Source organism: Pseudomonas sp. Ga0074129 (assembly GCA_001465025.1).
Classification (GTDB): domain Bacteria; phylum Pseudomonadota; class Gammaproteobacteria; order Pseudomonadales; family Pseudomonadaceae; genus Aquipseudomonas.
In genome coordinates this window covers 1-15,166 of record LNDO01000073.1, presented here as the reverse complement: position 1 = coordinate 15,166, position 15,166 = coordinate 1, and the positions used below count along the sequence as shown (strand labels likewise).

Sequence of the window (15,166 nt, the reverse complement as noted above, 5' to 3'; positions counted from 1 at the left end):
AGCAGGATTGTGCGCGCCGCGTCAAAATTTATGACGTGAGCGCAAAAGGTTTTTGCAGCAGCCCGTCAGCATCAACTTGCAGTGCCCAGCCTTGCTTGTCCCAGTCGCCGAGCACAATACGTTGCGCCGCATGGCCGTTGACTAGTAATTGATGGGTCGCTGGTCGATGGGTGTGGCCGTGTATCAGCGTGAGCACGCCATGTTCGGCCATGATGCGTGGCACTTCATCCGGCGTAACATCAACGATCTCGCTGGCTTTCATCCGCGTTTGTGTGCGGCTTTCATTGCGCAGTTTGCGTGCCAGTTTTTGCCGGGTGCTGAGCGGCAAGTTGCGCAGGATAAACAGCGATAGCGGATTGCGTAGCCAGCGACGAAGTTTCATGTAACCCACATCTTGCGTGCACAAACTGTCGCCGTGCATCAGCAGCACGCGTTTGCCATTCAGTTCGATCACGCTTGGGTCGGACAGCAAGGTGCAGCCCGCTTCGCGGCAGAAGGCTTTGCCAATCAGAAAGTCACGATTGCCATGCATCAGGTAGATGCGCGTGCCGCGTTCGCTGAGTTGACGCAGCGCTTGGGCAATCGAGCGTTGAAAGGGGGTGATAGCGTCGTCGCCGATCCACACTTCAAAGAAATCACCCAAGATATACAGCGCTTGGGCCTGAACCGCGCGTGTTTCGAGGAAATGCAGAAACGCCCGGCTGATGTCCGGGCGCTCCTGTTCAAGATGTAGGTCGGAGATCAGTAAGATCACTCAACGATCTCGGCGCGCTCGATGATTACGTCTTCAACCGGTACATCCTGGTGGCCGGATTTGCTGGTGGTCGCAACGGCCTTGATGGCGTTGACCACGTCCATGCCTTCAACCACTTCACCGAATACCGCATAGCCCCAGCCTTGGACGGTCGGCGCGCTGTGGTTGAGGAAGCTGTTGTCGCCCACGTTGATAAAGAACTGCGCGGAGGCCGAATGCGGCTCCATGGTGCGGGCCATGGCCACAGTGCCGATTTTATTGGCTACGCCGTTGTTGGCTTCGTTCTTGATCGGTGCGCGGGTGGTTTTCTGCGTCATGCCGGGTTCGAAACCGCCACCTTGGATCATAAAGTTGCTGATCACGCGGTGGAAAACGGTGTTGTCGTAATGACCGTCTTTTACGTACTGCTTAAAGTTGGCCACGGTTTCCGGGGCTTTGTCTTCGAACAGGTTGAGGGTGATAACGCCGTGGTTGGTATGCAGCTTGATCATGGAGGTAATCGCTCTGTCGATAAATCCGTGAGCCGCCGAGTTCCAGCAAAGGGCTTTGAAGCGGCTCTTGGGCCTGTCAGGGGGTTGACAGCTTCGGCTATGATAAGCGCTTTGTATAAGCCGGCCTACCCTGAGAGCCTGACTACATCCTGCTTTGCGTTGGCTTAATGGCGTTGAAAACCACCTCGGAATGCTCATTTTCCTGAGTAAATCCAGTATCCATGGCTGTTTTCATGACCGTTTTGCCCTTAGATCGCAAGGTTGTATGCAGGCTTTGAATTGCGCCCCGCACTCGCCAAGGACCCCATGAGCAAGCCAGAAACTGTCGCCGCCGCTAACTTTCTTCGTTCCATCGTCCAGGCCGATCTGGATGCAGGCAAGCACACAAAAATCATCACCCGTTTTCCGCCGGAGCCCAATGGCTACCTGCACATCGGTCATGCCAAGTCGATCTGTCTGAATTTCGGCCTGGCTAAAGAGTTTGGTGGTGAGTGCAACCTGCGTTTCGACGACACCAACCCGGCTAAGGAAGACCAGGAATACATCGACGCAATCAAGAGCGATGTGCAGTGGCTGGGCTTTCAGTGGGCCGGCGAGGAGCGCTATGCCTCCAACTACTTTGATCAGTTGTATAGCTGGGCTGTTGAGCTGATCAAGGCGGGCAAGGCCTTTGTTTGCGACCTTAACGCCGAAGAAATGCGCGCCTATCGCGGCAACCTCACTGAGCCAGGCAAGAACAGCCCGTTCCGTGAGCGCAGCGTCGAGGAAAACCTTGATTTGTTCGCCCGCATGAAAGCCGGCGAATTCGCTGATGGCGTGCGTTCGCTGCGCGCGAAGATTGACATGGCCTCGCCGAACATCAACCTGCGCGACCCGATTCTGTACCGCATTCGCCATGCCCATCACCACCAGACCGGTGACAAGTGGTGCATTTATCCGAGCTATGACTTCACCCACGGTCAGTCCGATGCCATCGAAGGCATCACCCACTCGATCTGCACCTTGGAGTTCGAAGATCACCGTCCGCTGTACGAGTGGTTCTTGGCGCAATTGCCAGTGCCGGCGCAGCCGCGTCAGTACGAATTCGCCCGCCTTAACCTGAACTACACCATCACCAGCAAGCGCAAGCTCAAGCAGTTGGTTGACGAGAAGCACGTTAATGGTTGGGACGACCCGCGCATGTCGACTCTGTCGGGCTTTCGTCGTCGTGGTTATACCCCGGCCTCGATCCGCACCTTCTGCGACATGATCGGCGTCAACCGCGCCGGTGGTGTGGTGGATATTGGCATGCTTGAGTTTGCCATCCGCGAAGACCTAGACGCCAACGCTGCCCGCGCTATGTGCGTGCTCAAACCGCTGAAAGTGGTGATCACCAATTACCCGCAAGGTCAGGTCGAAAACCTGGAGTTGGCACGCCACCCGAAACAGGACATGGGCGTGCGGGTGTTGCCGTTTAGCCGCGAGATCTACATCGATGCCAGCGACTTCGAAGAGGTTCCGCCGGCCGGCTTCAAGCGTCTAATCCCCGGTGGCGAAGCGCGCCTGCGCGGCAGTTACGTGATTCGCGCCGATGAAGCGATCAAGGACGCTGCTGGCAATATCGTCGAGCTGCGCTGCACTTACGACGAGAACACCCTGGGCAAAAACCCTGAAGGCCGCAAAGTCAAAGGTGTGATTCACTGGGTGCCAGCGGCTGAAAGCGTCGAGTGCGAAGTGCGCTTGTACGACCGCCTGTTCCGCTCCGCCAACCCGGAGAAGGACGAAGACGGCGGCAGCTTCCTCGATAACATCAACCCTGAATCGCTGGTGGTGCTCAAGGGCTGTCGCGCTGAGCCATCGCTGGCCGAAGCGCTGCCTGAAGAACGTTTCCAGTTCGAGCGCGAAGGCTACTTCTGCGCCGATATCAAGGACAGCAAGCCGGGTTCGCTCGTCTTTAACCGGACTGTCACCCTGCGCGACTCCTGGGCCTAAGGCTCAGATGCTCTGATTAGAACCGGGTCGGTACGCTGGCCCGTTGTTTTTCAAGGAACTGCAATGCTCTCGATCTATAACACGCTGACCAAAAGCAAAGATGTTTTTAAACCGCTGGTGGGTAACCAGGTGCGCATGTATGTGTGCGGCATGACGGTTTATGACTTCTGTCACATCGGTCATGCGCGGGTGATGGTGGCGTTCGATGTGGTGACTCGCTGGCTGCGTCATCGCGGCTATGAAGTGACCTATGTGCGCAACATCACGGATATCGACGACAAGATCATCAAGCGTGCCAACGACAACGGCGAGCCGTTCGAAGCATTGGTCGAGCGCATGATTGCGGCCATGCACGAAGACGAAGCGCGCCTGAATGTCCTGCGGCCCGATCAGGAGCCGCGCGCCACTGATCATATCGCTGGCATGCACCAGATGATTCAAACCTTGATCGACAAGGGTTTTGCCTATGCGCCGGGTAATGGCGACGTGTATTACCGCGTCACCAAATTTGAGACCTACGGCAAGCTGTCGCGCCGCAAGATCGACGAGTTGAAGATCGGTGCGCGCATTGAGGTTGATGAAATCAAGGAAGATCCGCTGGACTTCGTCTTGTGGAAGGGCGTCAAGCCGGGCGAGCCGAGTTGGGAGTCGCCGTGGGGGGCGGGCCGTCCCGGCTGGCATATTGAGTGCTCGGTGATGTCGACCTGCTGCCTGGGCGAGACCTTCGATATTCATGGCGGCGGCCCGGATCTTGTGTTCCCGCACCACGAAAACGAGATCGCACAGAGCGAGGCGGCCACCGGCAAGCTTTACGCCAATGCCTGGATGCATGCCGGCGCGGTGCGTGTGGACGGCGAGAAAATGTCCAAGTCCTTGGGCAACTTCTTCACCATTCGTGAGGTGCTGGAGAAGTATCACCCAGAGGTGGTGCGTTACCTGCTGGTGTCCAGCCACTACCGCAGCCCGATCAACTACTCCGAAGACAGCCTGCGCGAAGCCAAGGGCGCTCTGGAGCGTTTCTACAACGCGCTCAAGGGGCTGCCCGCTGTTGCACCGGCTGGTGGCGAAGATTTTGTCGAGCGTTTTGCCGCGGCCATGGATGATGATTTCAACTCGCCGGAAGCGTGTGCTGTTTTGTTCGAACTGGCCCGCGATATCAATCGCTTGCGTGACAGCGATCTGCAGGCTGCTGCCGGCTTGGCTGCGCGCTTGAAGGAACTGGCTAAGGTGCTGGGTGTGTTGCAGCTTGAGCCTGAGGCTTTTCTGCAGGCAGGTGCGGCTGGCAAGGTCGATGCTGCGCAAGTGGAGGCGCTTATCGCCGCACGCCTGCAGGCACGCGCGGAGAAGAACTGGGGCGAGTCCGACCTTATCCGCGATCAGCTCACCGCTATGGGCGTGGTGCTGGAAGACGGTAAAGGTGGAACGTCCTGGCGTTTGGCGGACTAACTGCTCTTAATGGGCGCGTGGTTCGGTCGTCTGTTTAAGCTGGTAGCGGCATAAACCAATAAAAAATGCCCGCTTCGAGAGAGGCGGGCATTTTTATTTGTAGGCTTAACGATCGCTGCGCTTGCTTAGTCGTGTAGGTGCTCAGCTGCGTGCAGGGTGTTTTCCAGCAGGCATGCACGAGTCATCGGGCCTACGCCGCCCGGTACGGGTGTGATCCAGCCAGCACGGGGCAGGGCGGTCTCGTACACCACATCACCGATCAGCTTGCCGTCATCTTGGCGGTTAATCCCGACATCAATGACGATCGCCCCTTCTTTGATCCATTCGCCTTTGACCAGTCCTGTTTTGCCGGCGGCCACCACAACAATATCCGCTTGGCCGACATGCATGGGCAGGTCTTTGGTGAAGCGGTGGGTGACCGTGACCGTGCAGCCAGCCAGTAGCAGTTCCATAGCCATTGGGCGACCAACGATATTAGAGGCGCCAACCACCACAGCATGCATGCCATAAAGATCGGCGCCAGTGCTTTGCAGGAGCGTCATGATGCCTTTGGGAGTGCAGGGGCGCAGCAGTGGCATGCGCTGCGCCAGGCGGCCGATGTTGTAAGGATGAAAGCCGTCAACGTCCTTATCAGGGCGAATGCGTTCAAGTAGCAAGGATGCATCCAGGTGAGCGGGGAGCGGCAGTTGAACCAGAATGCCATCAATAGCGGGGTCTTCGTTCAGGCGGTCGATAAGGGCCATGAGTTCAGCCTGCTCGGTGTTTGCAGGCAAGTCATAGGCTTGCGACAGGAAGCCAACTTCTTCGCAATCCTTACGCTTGTGTGAAACGTAGACCTGAGACGCTGGATCGCTACCGACGAGGATTACGGCCAGTCCGGGTGCGCGCTGCCCTTGCTGGCGTCGTTCGGTGACACGTTGGGCGATCTGCTGGCGCAGGCTGGCGGCAATTGCTTTGCCATCGATCAGTTGTGCGGTCATTGCGCTTGGTTAACCATTTAAAGAAGGATGAAAAAAGGTCACCTATTCTCGCATGGGCTTGCTGTTGGGCAAAGGCGGCAGTCCGGCTTTTCGCGTAACTCCTTTAAATGGCTGATTTTTTTTAGCTTTTAGTGTTGACGAGTTTAAAGTGGCTCTATAACATTCGCCCCGCTTGTCGAGCACAGCCAGTCGCTGGGTAAGACGGCAAAGGTCGAAGCTGCAAAGTTTTTTCCGAAGCCGAAAGCTTTAAGTCTGCGCTAGCAGATGGATAAGTGCCCGTAGCTCAGCTGGATAGAGCATCCGCCTTCTAAGCGGATGGTCGCAGGTTCGAGTCCTGCCGGGTGCGCCATTTGGCGGTCTTGGCTCAAGTAAATGCAATATGGTGGGCGTAGCTCAGTTGGTAGAGCGCAGGATTGTGACTCCTGTTGTCGTGGGTTCGATCCCCATCGTCCACCCCATATTTAGAAATCGCCAGGTTAAAGCCTGGCGTTTTCGTATAAAGCTTTACCATGCGGACGTGGTGGAATTGGTAGACACACTGGATTTAGGTTCCAGCGCCGCAAGGCGTGAGAGTTCGAGTCTCTCCGTCCGCACCATCTTTATCTTTAACTCCCTCCCGTTTGCCGCCTGCATCTAGGGTGACTTCTTCAAATCGACCCTCTAGAATGCATGCCCTTGATTTGGGGTCGGCAAGCGGCCGGCTTTTGTCTGTGCAACGAGGATTATCCATGCAAGTTTCTGTTGAAAGCACTTCTGCTCTCGAGCGCCGTATGACCGTCGGCGTCTCTGTTGAGCGCATCGAGACTGAAGTCAACAAGCGTCTGCAGCAGACCGCCCGTCGTGCCAAAGTCCCTGGTTTCCGCCCTGGCAAAGTGCCTATGAGCGTAATCCGTCAGCGCTACGAAGACTCCGCGCGCCAAGAAGCCTTGGGCGACCTGATTCAGTCCACTTTCTACGAAGCTGTTGTTGAGCAAAAGCTCAATCCAGCCGGCGCTCCAGCTGTAGAGCCGAAGTCTTTCGAGAAAGGCAAGGATCTGGAATACGTCGCTACCTTTGAAGTCTTCCCTGAGTTCACGGTTGCCGGCTTGGAAGCTATCGCTGTTGAGCGTCTGCAGGCTGATGTGGCTGATGCGGATGTCGACAACATGCTGGATATCCTGCGCAAGCAAAATACCCGTTTTGAGACTGTTGAGCGCGCTGCCGAGAATGGCGATCAGCTTAATATCGATTTTGTTGGCAAAATTGACGGCGAAGCATTTGCCGGTGGTTCTGCCAAAGGCACTCAGTTGGTGCTGGGTTCCGGTCGTATGATCCCTGGCTTCGAAGATGCCTTGGTGGGTGTGAAAGCGGGTGAAGAGCGTGTCATCAACCCCGTTTTCCCTGCTGACTACCAGAACCTTGATCTGGCGGGTAAAGCAGCTGAGTTCACTGTTACCGTAAACAGCGTAGCTGCTCCTCAGTTGCCTGAATTGAACGATGAATTCTTCGCTCTGTTCGGTGTTAAAGAAGGCGGCCTTGAAGGCTTCCGTGCTGAAGTGCGTAAGAACATGGAGCGTGAGCTGCGTCAGGCGATCAAGTCCAAGATCAAGGCTCAGGTTATGGACGGTCTGTTGGTTGCCAATCCGATCGAAGTGCCAAAGGCACTGATCATCAACGAAGTGAATCGTCTGCGCGTGCAGGCTGTTCAGCAGTTTGGTGGCAACATTAAGCCTGACCAACTGCCAGCTGAGCTGTTCGAAGAGCAAGCCAAGCGCCGTGTCGTGCTGGGCTTGGTTGTAGCTGAAGTGGTTAAGCAGTTCGAACTGAAGCCAGATGATGCGCGCGTTCGCGAAATGATTCAGGAAATGGCTTCTGCTTACCAAGAGCCAGAGCAGGTTGTGGCTTGGTACTACAAAAATGACCAGCAAATGAACGAAGTACGTTCGGTTGTGCTGGAAGAACAAGTTGTAGATACTGTTTTGCAGAAGGCCAACGTGACTGATAAAACAGTCTCGTACGAAGAAGCTGTCAAGCCGGTAGAAGCTCCACAAGCCGCCTGATTTCTTTACCTCGTTCGAACACGACATAAGCCAGCCTTCGCGCTGGCTTATGCGTATTTGTGACATGACTATTTAGGGAGCGAGTGCACGCATGTCCCGCAATCCTTTTATGCATCAAATGTCTGACATCCAAGCCGCTGGCGGCTTGGTGCCCATGGTTGTCGAGCAGTCGGCTCGCGGTGAGCGCGCCTATGACATCTATTCGCGCCTGCTCAAGGAGCGAGTGATCTTTCTGGTCGGCCCTGTTGAAGACTACATGGCCAACCTGATCTGTGCGCAACTGCTGTTCCTTGAAGCGGAAAATCCGGACAAGGACATCCATCTTTACATCAACTCGCCAGGCGGCTCGGTAACGGCAGGTATGTCGATCTACGACACCATGCAGTTCATCAAGCCTAACGTGTCCACCACCTGTATTGGTCAGGCATGCAGCATGGGTGCATTCCTGCTGACCGCTGGTGCCGAGGGCAAGCGTTACTGCCTGCCGAATTCGCGCGTGATGATTCACCAGCCATTGGGCGGTTTCCAAGGCCAGGCATCTGACATCGAGATCCATGCCAAGGAAATCCTCTTTATCCGCGAGCGTCTAAACACGCTGATGGCCAAGCACAGCGGGCATACCTTGGAAGAGATCGAGCGCGATACTAACCGCGATAACTTCATGAGCGCCGAAGCTGCTCGTGATTACGGGTTGATCGACGCTGTGATTGAAAAGCGCCCCGCTTAATATAAGCAGCTCAAAATAGGCTAGGTCGGCGTTTCCGGCCTCCAGCGGGCTTGAAAAAGCCCGCATAAGCCTTCATCTTGTGTTGCAAGCCTATCGGATTTGGATCGAACGAATGACTGACACCCGCAACGGCGAGGACAACGGCAAGTTGCTTTATTGCTCCTTCTGCGGCAAAAGCCAGCATGAAGTGCGCAAATTAATTGCCGGCCCCTCTGTCTTCATCTGCGACGAGTGCGTAGACCTGTGTAACGACATCATCCGTGAGGAGGTGCAGGAAGCTCAGGCCGAAAGCAGCGCGCACAAATTACCTGCTCCCAAGGAAATTAGCGGCATTCTTGATCAATACGTCATTGGTCAGGAGCGCGCGAAGAAAATTTTGGCTGTAGCGGTCTATAACCACTACAAGCGCCTCAATCAGCGCGACAAGAAAGATGAGATTGAGTTGGGTAAGAGTAACATCCTGCTCATCGGCCCGACTGGCTCAGGTAAAACCCTGTTGGCTGAAACGTTGGCGCGCTTGCTCAACGTTCCCTTCACCATCGCTGACGCCACCACCCTGACCGAAGCAGGTTATGTGGGTGAAGATGTTGAAAACATCATTCAGAAGCTGCTACAGAAGTGCGACTACGATGTAGAAAAAGCCCAGATGGGTATTGTTTACATCGACGAAATCGACAAGATTTCGCGCAAGTCCGACAACCCATCGATTACCCGTGATGTATCGGGTGAGGGCGTGCAGCAGGCGTTGCTCAAACTGATTGAAGGGACCGTGGCGTCTGTTCCACCGCAAGGTGGTCGCAAGCATCCGCAGCAGGAATTTTTGCAGGTCGATACCCGCAATATCTTGTTTATTTGTGGTGGCGCTTTCTCAGGGTTAGAGAAGGTTATTCAGAGCCGCTCGACCAAAGGCGGAATCGGTTTCAATGCCGAGGTTCGCAGTAAGGAAGAGGGCAAGAAAGTTGGCGAGTCGTTGCGCGCTGTTGAGCCCGACGATTTGGTCAAGTTTGGCCTGATTCCTGAGTTTGTTGGCCGCTTGCCGGTTATCGCAACGCTGGATGAGCTCGATGAAGCGGCCTTGGTGCAAATTCTGACCGAGCCGAAGAATGCTCTGACCAAGCAATATGGCAAGCTGTTCGAGATGGAAGGTGTTGAGCTGGAATTCCGGCCTGATGCCCTGAAGTCGGTTGCCCATAAGGCGCTTGAGCGTAAAACCGGTGCTCGTGGCCTGCGTTCAATCCTTGAAGGTGTACTGCTCGATACTATGTACGAGATACCCTCGCAATCTGACGTCAGCAAGGTGGTTATCGATGAGAGTGTTATCGACGGCACCTCCAAGCCGTTGCTCATTTATGAGAATAAAGAGCTTCCAGCTAAGGCTGCGCCTGACGCGTAACAGCGCTGTAACATGTTGAAAGCAAGGGGCCTGCGGGCCCCTTTGCTTTTCCTACTGCAATGCTTGTTTTTTGTTGGTGCTGCCCCCATCTTAGTTTCAAGGGTTACCCATCAGTTTACGGCCGTAAGGCCGCTGTAGAGCCAAAAACATGAAGACAACCATCGAATTGCCTCTCCTGCCGTTGCGTGACGTTGTGGTCTATCCACACATGGTCATCCCATTGTTTGTCGGCCGTGAAAAGTCCATTGAGGCCCTAGAGGCCGCGATGACGGGCGAAAAGCAGATTTTGCTTCTGGCGCAGAAAAATCCTGCTGATGACGATCCCGATGAAGCCGGGCTTTATCGCGTAGGCACGGTTGCAACGGTATTGCAGCTTTTGAAATTGCCCGATGGCACAGTCAAGGTGCTGGTTGAGGGCGAGCAGCGCGGCGAAATTGAGCGCTTCATTGAAGCCGACGGCCATTGCCGAGCTGACGTGCAGTTGATTGATGAGGTGGATGTCGCCGAGCGCGAGTCCGAAGTGTTTACCCGTAGCCTGCTCAGCCAGTTTGAGCAGTATGTTCAGCTTGGGAAGAAGGTTCCTGCTGAGGTGCTGGCTTCGCTTAATGGCATTGATGAGCCGAGCCGCCTGGTCGATACCATGGCTGCGCACATGGTGTTGAAAATTGAGCAGAAGCAAGAAATTCTTGAAATTACCGATTTAGCAGCTCGTGTCGAACACGTGCTCGCCCTGCTGGATGCAGAAATTGACTTGCTGCAAGTTGAGAAGCGCATCCGTGGGCGGGTCAAGAAGCAAATGGAGCGCAGTCAGCGCGAGTACTACCTGAATGAGCAGATGAAGGCTATTCAGAAGGAACTCGGTGATGGCGAAGAAGGGCATAACGAACTTGATGAGCTGAAAAAGCGCATCGAAAACGCAGGTCTTTCCACTGAAGCACATACCAAGGCTAATGCTGAGTTGAACAAGCTCAAGCAGATGTCGCCCATGTCGGCCGAAGCGACCGTGGTGCGCTCATACATCGACTGGTTGGTTAATGTGCCGTGGAAGGCGCAGAGCAAAGTCCGCCTTGATCTGGCCCGCGCTGAAAGCATTTTGGATGCTGATCATTACGGTTTGGAGGAGGTCAAGGAGCGAATTCTTGAGTACCTCGCCGTGCAAAAGCGAGTGAAAAAGCTCAAGGGGCCTGTGTTGTGCTTGGTCGGTCCGCCGGGCGTAGGTAAGACGTCTCTGGCGGAGTCAATTGCATCGGCCACCAACCGCAAGTTCGTGCGCATGGCCTTGGGTGGTGTGCGTGATGAAGCCGAAATTCGCGGTCATCGCCGTACTTACATTGGCTCCATGCCGGGTCGTCTCATCCAGAAAATGACTAAGGTTGGGGTGCGTAATCCACTGTTCTTGCTCGACGAAATCGACAAAATGGGCCAGGACATGCGTGGTGATCCGGCCTCGGCGCTGCTCGAGGTGCTTGATCCCGAGCAGAACCACAATTTCAACGACCATTATCTGGAAGTCGATTACGACCTGTCTGACGTAATGTTCCTCTGTACCGCCAACTCGATGAACATTCCCGGCCCATTATTGGACCGTATGGAAGTGATTCGTTTGCCTGGCTACACCGAGGCCGAGAAGATCAATATTGCGATCAAGTACCTCGTGCCCAAGCAGGTCCAAGCCAACGGTTTGAAGAAAACCGAGCTGCTGTTTGACGAAGCTGCTATCCGCGACATTATCCGTTACTACACCCGTGAAGCGGGCGTGCGTGGTCTTGAGCGGCAGATTGCCAAGGTATGTCGTAAGGCTGTCAAAGAGCATGCCACCGAAAAACGCTTCCAAGTGAGCGTGAGTGCCGATTCTTTGGAACACTTTCTCGGTGTTCGCAAGCACCGTTACGGTCTGGCTGAGCAGCAAGATCAGATCGGTCAGGTTACCGGTCTTGCCTGGACCCAGGTCGGTGGTGAGTTATTGACCATCGAGGCAGTCGTTGTGCCGGGCAAAGGTCAGTTGATCAAAACCGGCTCGCTCGGCGATGTGATGGTCGAGTCGATCACTGCGGCGCAAACGGTGGTGCGTAGCCGCGCTAAGAGCCTAGGCGTGCCTGTGGACTTCTACGAGAAGCAGGACATCCATATCCATATGCCTGAGGGCGCAACACCCAAAGACGGCCCCAGCGCAGGCGTTGGTATGTGTACGGCGCTGGTTTCAGCCCTGACGCAGATACCGGTTCGCGCTGATGTTGCCATGACTGGTGAAATCACCCTACGTGGCCAGGTGCTTGCTATCGGTGGGTTGAAAGAAAAACTGCTGGCAGCTCACCGAGGCGGCATCAAGACGGTGATTATTCCGGAAGAGAATGTCCGCGATCTCAAAGAGATTCCGGAGAATATTAAGCAGGACCTGCAGATTAAACCGGTTAAATGGATTGACGAGGTCCTGCAAATTGCGCTGCAATACGCTCCGGAGCCCTTGCCTGATGCGGCTCCCATGGTTGCAAAGGATGAAAAGCGCGAGACTGATTCCAAGGAGCGAATTAGCACGCATTAGCCGGAGTGCTTCCTTGACACATTTTTGGAGCCCTTGTTATAAAGCGGCTCTTCGTGTCGGTAGGCTTTCCAGCACCCGCTTCGCTTACATTTAAAAGCAAGAAATAAACTAAACAGAAATTAAGGGGACTTAAGAGTGAACAAGTCGGAACTGATCGATGCCATCGCTGCATCTGCTGATATCCCAAAAGCTGTAGCTGGCCGCGCGCTGGACGCAGTTATTGAATCCGTTACTGGTGCTCTGAAGGCTGGTGACTCCGTGGTTCTGGTTGGCTTTGGCACCTTCGCTGTCAAAGAGCGTGCTGCACGCACTGGCCGTAACCCACAAACTGGTAACCCGATCAGCATCGCTGCTGCCAAGATTCCAGGTTTCAAAGCTGGCAAAGCCCTGAAAGACGCTGTCAACTAAGCTTCTTTTCGGTTTTGTTAGGCAGGCTGGTTGAATGACCAGTCTGAGGCGAGCGAGGTGTTTGATGTGTAAATTCATCTGTGTAATTCAAATGAGTTAACCGGCTCTACTCGCTCTGCCCACCACGAGAAGGCGCATCCACCGATGCGCCTTTCTTCTATCCGGATTTTACCCACACTGCGCGACTGCTTTTTTGTTCAGTCGTTCTGGGGGACGCATGCTGCAGAACATCAGGGACAATTCAAAAGGTTGGATTGCCAAAACCATTATCGGCATCATCATCGCCCTAATGGCGTTGACGGGTGTAGAAGCCATTTTTACCGGCACCAGCAACAGCCAAAACGCGGCCAAGGTTGATGGTGTTGAGATCACGTCCGTCGAGTTGAGTCAGGCGGTTGAGATGCAACGTCGGCAGCTTTTGCAGCAGTTGGGGCGTGATTTTGATGCGTCGCTGCTGGACGAGAAGCTGCTGCGTGAAGCGGCATTGAATAGCTTGATTGAACGCACGCTGCTGCTTAACGGTGCGCGTGACGCGAAGTTTGCTTTTTCTCAGCAATCGCTGGATCAGGTGATACTGAACACGCCAGAGTTTCTGGTTGATGGTCAATTTAATGCTGAGCGTTTTGATCAGGTGATCCGTCAGCTGGGTTTCAACCGTTTACAGTTCCGCGAAATGCTTGAGCAGGAAATGCTGATCGGCCAATTGCGTGCCGGTTTGGGCAACAGCGGTTTTGTGACGGATGCCGAGGTTCAGGCTTTTGCCGCCCTTGAGAAGCAGACCCGCGACTTTGCCACGCTGACGCTTAAAGCCGATTTGGATGCAGTTGCGCTCAGTGACGATGACATCAAGGCCTACTACGAGGCTCAGGCCAGCCAGTTCATGAGTCCTGAACAGGTTGTGCTGGAATACGTTGAGCTGAAGAAAGACGCCTTCTTTGACCAAGTTGAAGTCTCTGCCGAAGATCTGCAAAGCGCTTATGAAAACGAGATCGCCAATCTGGCAGAGCAACGCCGTGCCGCGCACATCCTCGTTGAAGTAAACGATGCGCTTAATGATGACCAAGCCCAAGCCAAGCTGATTGAGGTGCAGAAGCGCCTCGAGCAGGGTGATGATTTTGCCGCACTGGCCAAGGAGTTTTCGGACGATTCCGGCTCGGCAGTTGATGGTGGTGATCTGGGTTTTGCCGGCCCGGGCGTCTATGACCCTGCGTTTGAAGAGGCGTTGTATGCGTTGAGCGAGAACGCGGTCTCTGCACCGGTGCGCAGCGAGTTTGGTTGGCATTTGATCAAGCTGCTGGGTGTTCAGGCACCTGAAGTTCCGAGTTTTGCCAGCCTGGAAGAAAAACTTCAGCGTGATCTCAAAGCGCGTCAAGTTGAGCAGCGTTTTGTTGAAGTAGCCAAAGACCTCGAAGATTCAGCATTTGAAGCCTCGGATCTGGCTCAGCCAGCCCAAGAGTTAGGGCTAGAGGTTAAAACCACAGAAGCCTTTGGTCGTCAGGGTGGCAGCGAAGGTCTGACAGCAAATCGTCAGGTTATTCAGGCCGCGTTTAGTGATGAGGTTCTTGAGGACGGTAGCAACAGCAGCATCATCGAACTTGACCCGAACACTGTAGTGGTCGTGCGTGCCAAGGAGCACAACAAGCCAGAGCAACTGCCACTGGAGCAAGTGTCCGACAGTATCCGCACTCAGCTGACACAAGTTCGCGCCAGCGAAGCTGTAAAAGCCAAGGGTGAGTCGCAACTGAAAGCCTTGCGTGAAGGCACCACGCCCGTCACGCAGGCGGAAGCCGGCCAAGGCTGGAATGTCATTGAGGCTGCAACCCGCAGTCAGGAAGGGGTAGAGCCATCAGTGTTACAAGCCCTGTTCCGCATGCCCAAGCCCGATGCCGCTGATAAACCAACCTTCACAGGTGTGAGCCTGAGTAATGGTGATTTCGTCATCGTTCGCCTCAATGGTGTGAGCCAGCCAGAGCAAACACTGGCTGATGAAGAGAAGGCTATGTACGCGCGTTTCTTAGCGTCGCGTGCGGGTCAGCAAGACTTTGCTGCGTTCCGCAAGCAGTTGGAAGATAAAGCGGATATCGAGCGTTTCTAATCCGTCTCTAAGCCCGCTGCTTGCCTGAAGGGTCGGCTCGGGCCACAGCTGATGTGATGGTCAATAGGCAAACGCCCCGACAGGTTCGGGGCGTTTGCTTTTCGGCTATATGTACACCTTTAAAGCGCAGTGGCGACCTAGGGCTGGCATCGAATGCACAACTCTGCGTTGTGCCCATCCAATCAAGATGGGTTTAAGGCGGTATGGCATTGACCGATGAACGTAAGCGTCCAGCCAAGTCACCTTCCGAACTCCAGCATTAAGGGCGATGGTGTCCGCGTATTTTTAAGCGGACGCGATTGCCCTTATCGCCGGGATTT

11 protein-coding genes and 3 tRNA genes are annotated in these 15,166 nt (G+C 54.7%); 11 read left to right on the top strand and 3 right to left on the bottom strand.

Annotated features, from left to right (window positions below):
- Positions 1–28: 28 nt before the first annotated feature.
- A complete protein-coding gene (gene lpxH, locus AUK77_RS08660; protein WP_296128331.1) occupies positions 29–754 on the bottom strand; it encodes a UDP-2,3-diacylglucosamine diphosphatase in 726 nt (241 codons plus the stop codon).
- Positions 751–1,245: a peptidylprolyl isomerase gene (locus AUK77_RS08655; protein ID WP_296128329.1), complete on the bottom strand. Its 495-nt coding sequence runs from the start codon at positions 1,243–1,245 to the stop codon at positions 751–753. The genes lpxH and AUK77_RS08655 overlap by 4 nt, the downstream gene beginning before the upstream one ends.
- Before the next feature lie 306 nt (positions 1,246–1,551).
- Between AUK77_RS08655 and AUK77_RS08650 the strand changes: the two genes are divergently transcribed.
- Positions 1,552–3,216: a glutamine--tRNA ligase/YqeY domain fusion protein gene (locus AUK77_RS08650; RefSeq protein WP_296128327.1), complete on the top strand. Its 1,665-nt coding sequence runs from the start codon at positions 1,552–1,554 to the stop codon at positions 3,214–3,216.
- A gap of 63 nt (positions 3,217–3,279) precedes the next feature.
- Positions 3,280–4,662 (top strand): cysteine--tRNA ligase, encoded by a 1,383-nt coding sequence (cysS, locus tag AUK77_RS08645; protein WP_296128325.1) that lies wholly within the window; start codon positions 3,280–3,282, stop codon positions 4,660–4,662.
- Between the two features lie 125 nt (positions 4,663–4,787).
- Here the strand turns inward: cysS and folD are convergent, their stop codons facing one another.
- Entirely contained in the window at positions 4,788–5,642 is an 855-nt protein-coding gene (gene folD, locus AUK77_RS08640) for a bifunctional methylenetetrahydrofolate dehydrogenase/methenyltetrahydrofolate cyclohydrolase FolD (RefSeq protein ID WP_296128322.1), read from the bottom strand.
- Positions 5,643–5,914: 272 nt separating this feature from the next.
- Between folD and AUK77_RS08635 the strand changes: the two genes are divergently transcribed.
- The 9 genes from AUK77_RS08635 (at position 5,915) to AUK77_RS08595 (ending at position 14,846) form a co-directional block, all read left to right on the top strand.
- Positions 5,915–5,991: transfer RNA gene (locus tag AUK77_RS08635), tRNA-Arg, on the top strand.
- A 33-nt stretch (positions 5,992–6,024) separates the two neighbouring features.
- Positions 6,025–6,100 (top strand) — tRNA-His (locus AUK77_RS08630).
- A 53-nt stretch (positions 6,101–6,153) separates the two neighbouring features.
- Positions 6,154–6,238: transfer RNA gene (locus tag AUK77_RS08625), tRNA-Leu, on the top strand.
- A gap of 132 nt (positions 6,239–6,370) precedes the next feature.
- Positions 6,371–7,681, top strand: coding sequence for a trigger factor (gene tig, locus AUK77_RS08620; RefSeq protein WP_296128320.1), 1,311 nt, complete (start codon positions 6,371–6,373; stop codon positions 7,679–7,681).
- 91 nt (positions 7,682–7,772) lie between these two features.
- Positions 7,773–8,408: an ATP-dependent Clp endopeptidase proteolytic subunit ClpP gene (gene clpP, locus AUK77_RS08615; RefSeq protein ID WP_296128319.1), complete on the top strand. Its 636-nt coding sequence runs from the start codon at positions 7,773–7,775 to the stop codon at positions 8,406–8,408.
- Positions 8,409–8,520: 112 nt separating this feature from the next.
- Positions 8,521–9,801, top strand: a complete 1,281-nt coding sequence (clpX, locus tag AUK77_RS08610) for an ATP-dependent Clp protease ATP-binding subunit ClpX (RefSeq protein WP_296128316.1) — start codon at positions 8,521–8,523, stop codon at positions 9,799–9,801.
- A 148-nt stretch (positions 9,802–9,949) separates the two neighbouring features.
- Entirely contained in the window at positions 9,950–12,343 is a 2,394-nt protein-coding gene (lon, locus tag AUK77_RS08605; protein WP_296128313.1) for an endopeptidase La, read from the top strand.
- 135 nt (positions 12,344–12,478) lie between these two features.
- The gene (gene hupB, locus AUK77_RS08600) at positions 12,479–12,751 is read left to right on the top strand and encodes a nucleoid-associated protein HU-beta (RefSeq protein ID WP_010490206.1); all 273 of its coding nucleotides are present in this window, start codon (positions 12,479–12,481) and stop codon (positions 12,749–12,751) included.
- Positions 12,752–12,968: 217 nt separating this feature from the next.
- Complete coding sequence (locus tag AUK77_RS08595) at positions 12,969–14,846, top strand: SurA N-terminal domain-containing protein (RefSeq protein WP_296128311.1); 1,878 nt, start codon at positions 12,969–12,971, stop codon at positions 14,844–14,846.
- The last annotated feature ends 320 nt before the right edge of the window (positions 14,847–15,166 follow it).

Excerpts from the sequence above, each read along its gene's own strand:
- clpX (WP_296128316.1), top strand. The coding sequence starts at position 8,521 with ATGACTGACACCCGCAACGGCGAGGACAACGGCAAGTTGCTTTATTGC.
- cysS (WP_296128325.1), top strand. The coding sequence starts at position 3,280 with ATGCTCTCGATCTATAACACGCTGACCAAAAGCAAAGATGTTTTTAAA.
- tig (WP_296128320.1), top strand. The coding sequence starts at position 6,371 with ATGCAAGTTTCTGTTGAAAGCACTTCTGCTCTCGAGCGCCGTATGACC.
- AUK77_RS08650 (WP_296128327.1), top strand. The coding sequence starts at position 1,552 with ATGAGCAAGCCAGAAACTGTCGCCGCCGCTAACTTTCTTCGTTCCATC.
- AUK77_RS08595 (WP_296128311.1), top strand. The coding sequence starts at position 12,969 with ATGCTGCAGAACATCAGGGACAATTCAAAAGGTTGGATTGCCAAAACC.
- AUK77_RS08655 (WP_296128329.1), bottom strand. The coding sequence starts at position 1,245 with ATGATCAAGCTGCATACCAACCACGGCGTTATCACCCTCAACCTGTTC.
- folD (WP_296128322.1), bottom strand. The coding sequence starts at position 5,642 with ATGACCGCACAACTGATCGATGGCAAAGCAATTGCCGCCAGCCTGCGC.
- lon (WP_296128313.1), top strand. The coding sequence starts at position 9,950 with ATGAAGACAACCATCGAATTGCCTCTCCTGCCGTTGCGTGACGTTGTG.
- clpP (WP_296128319.1), top strand. The coding sequence starts at position 7,773 with ATGTCCCGCAATCCTTTTATGCATCAAATGTCTGACATCCAAGCCGCT.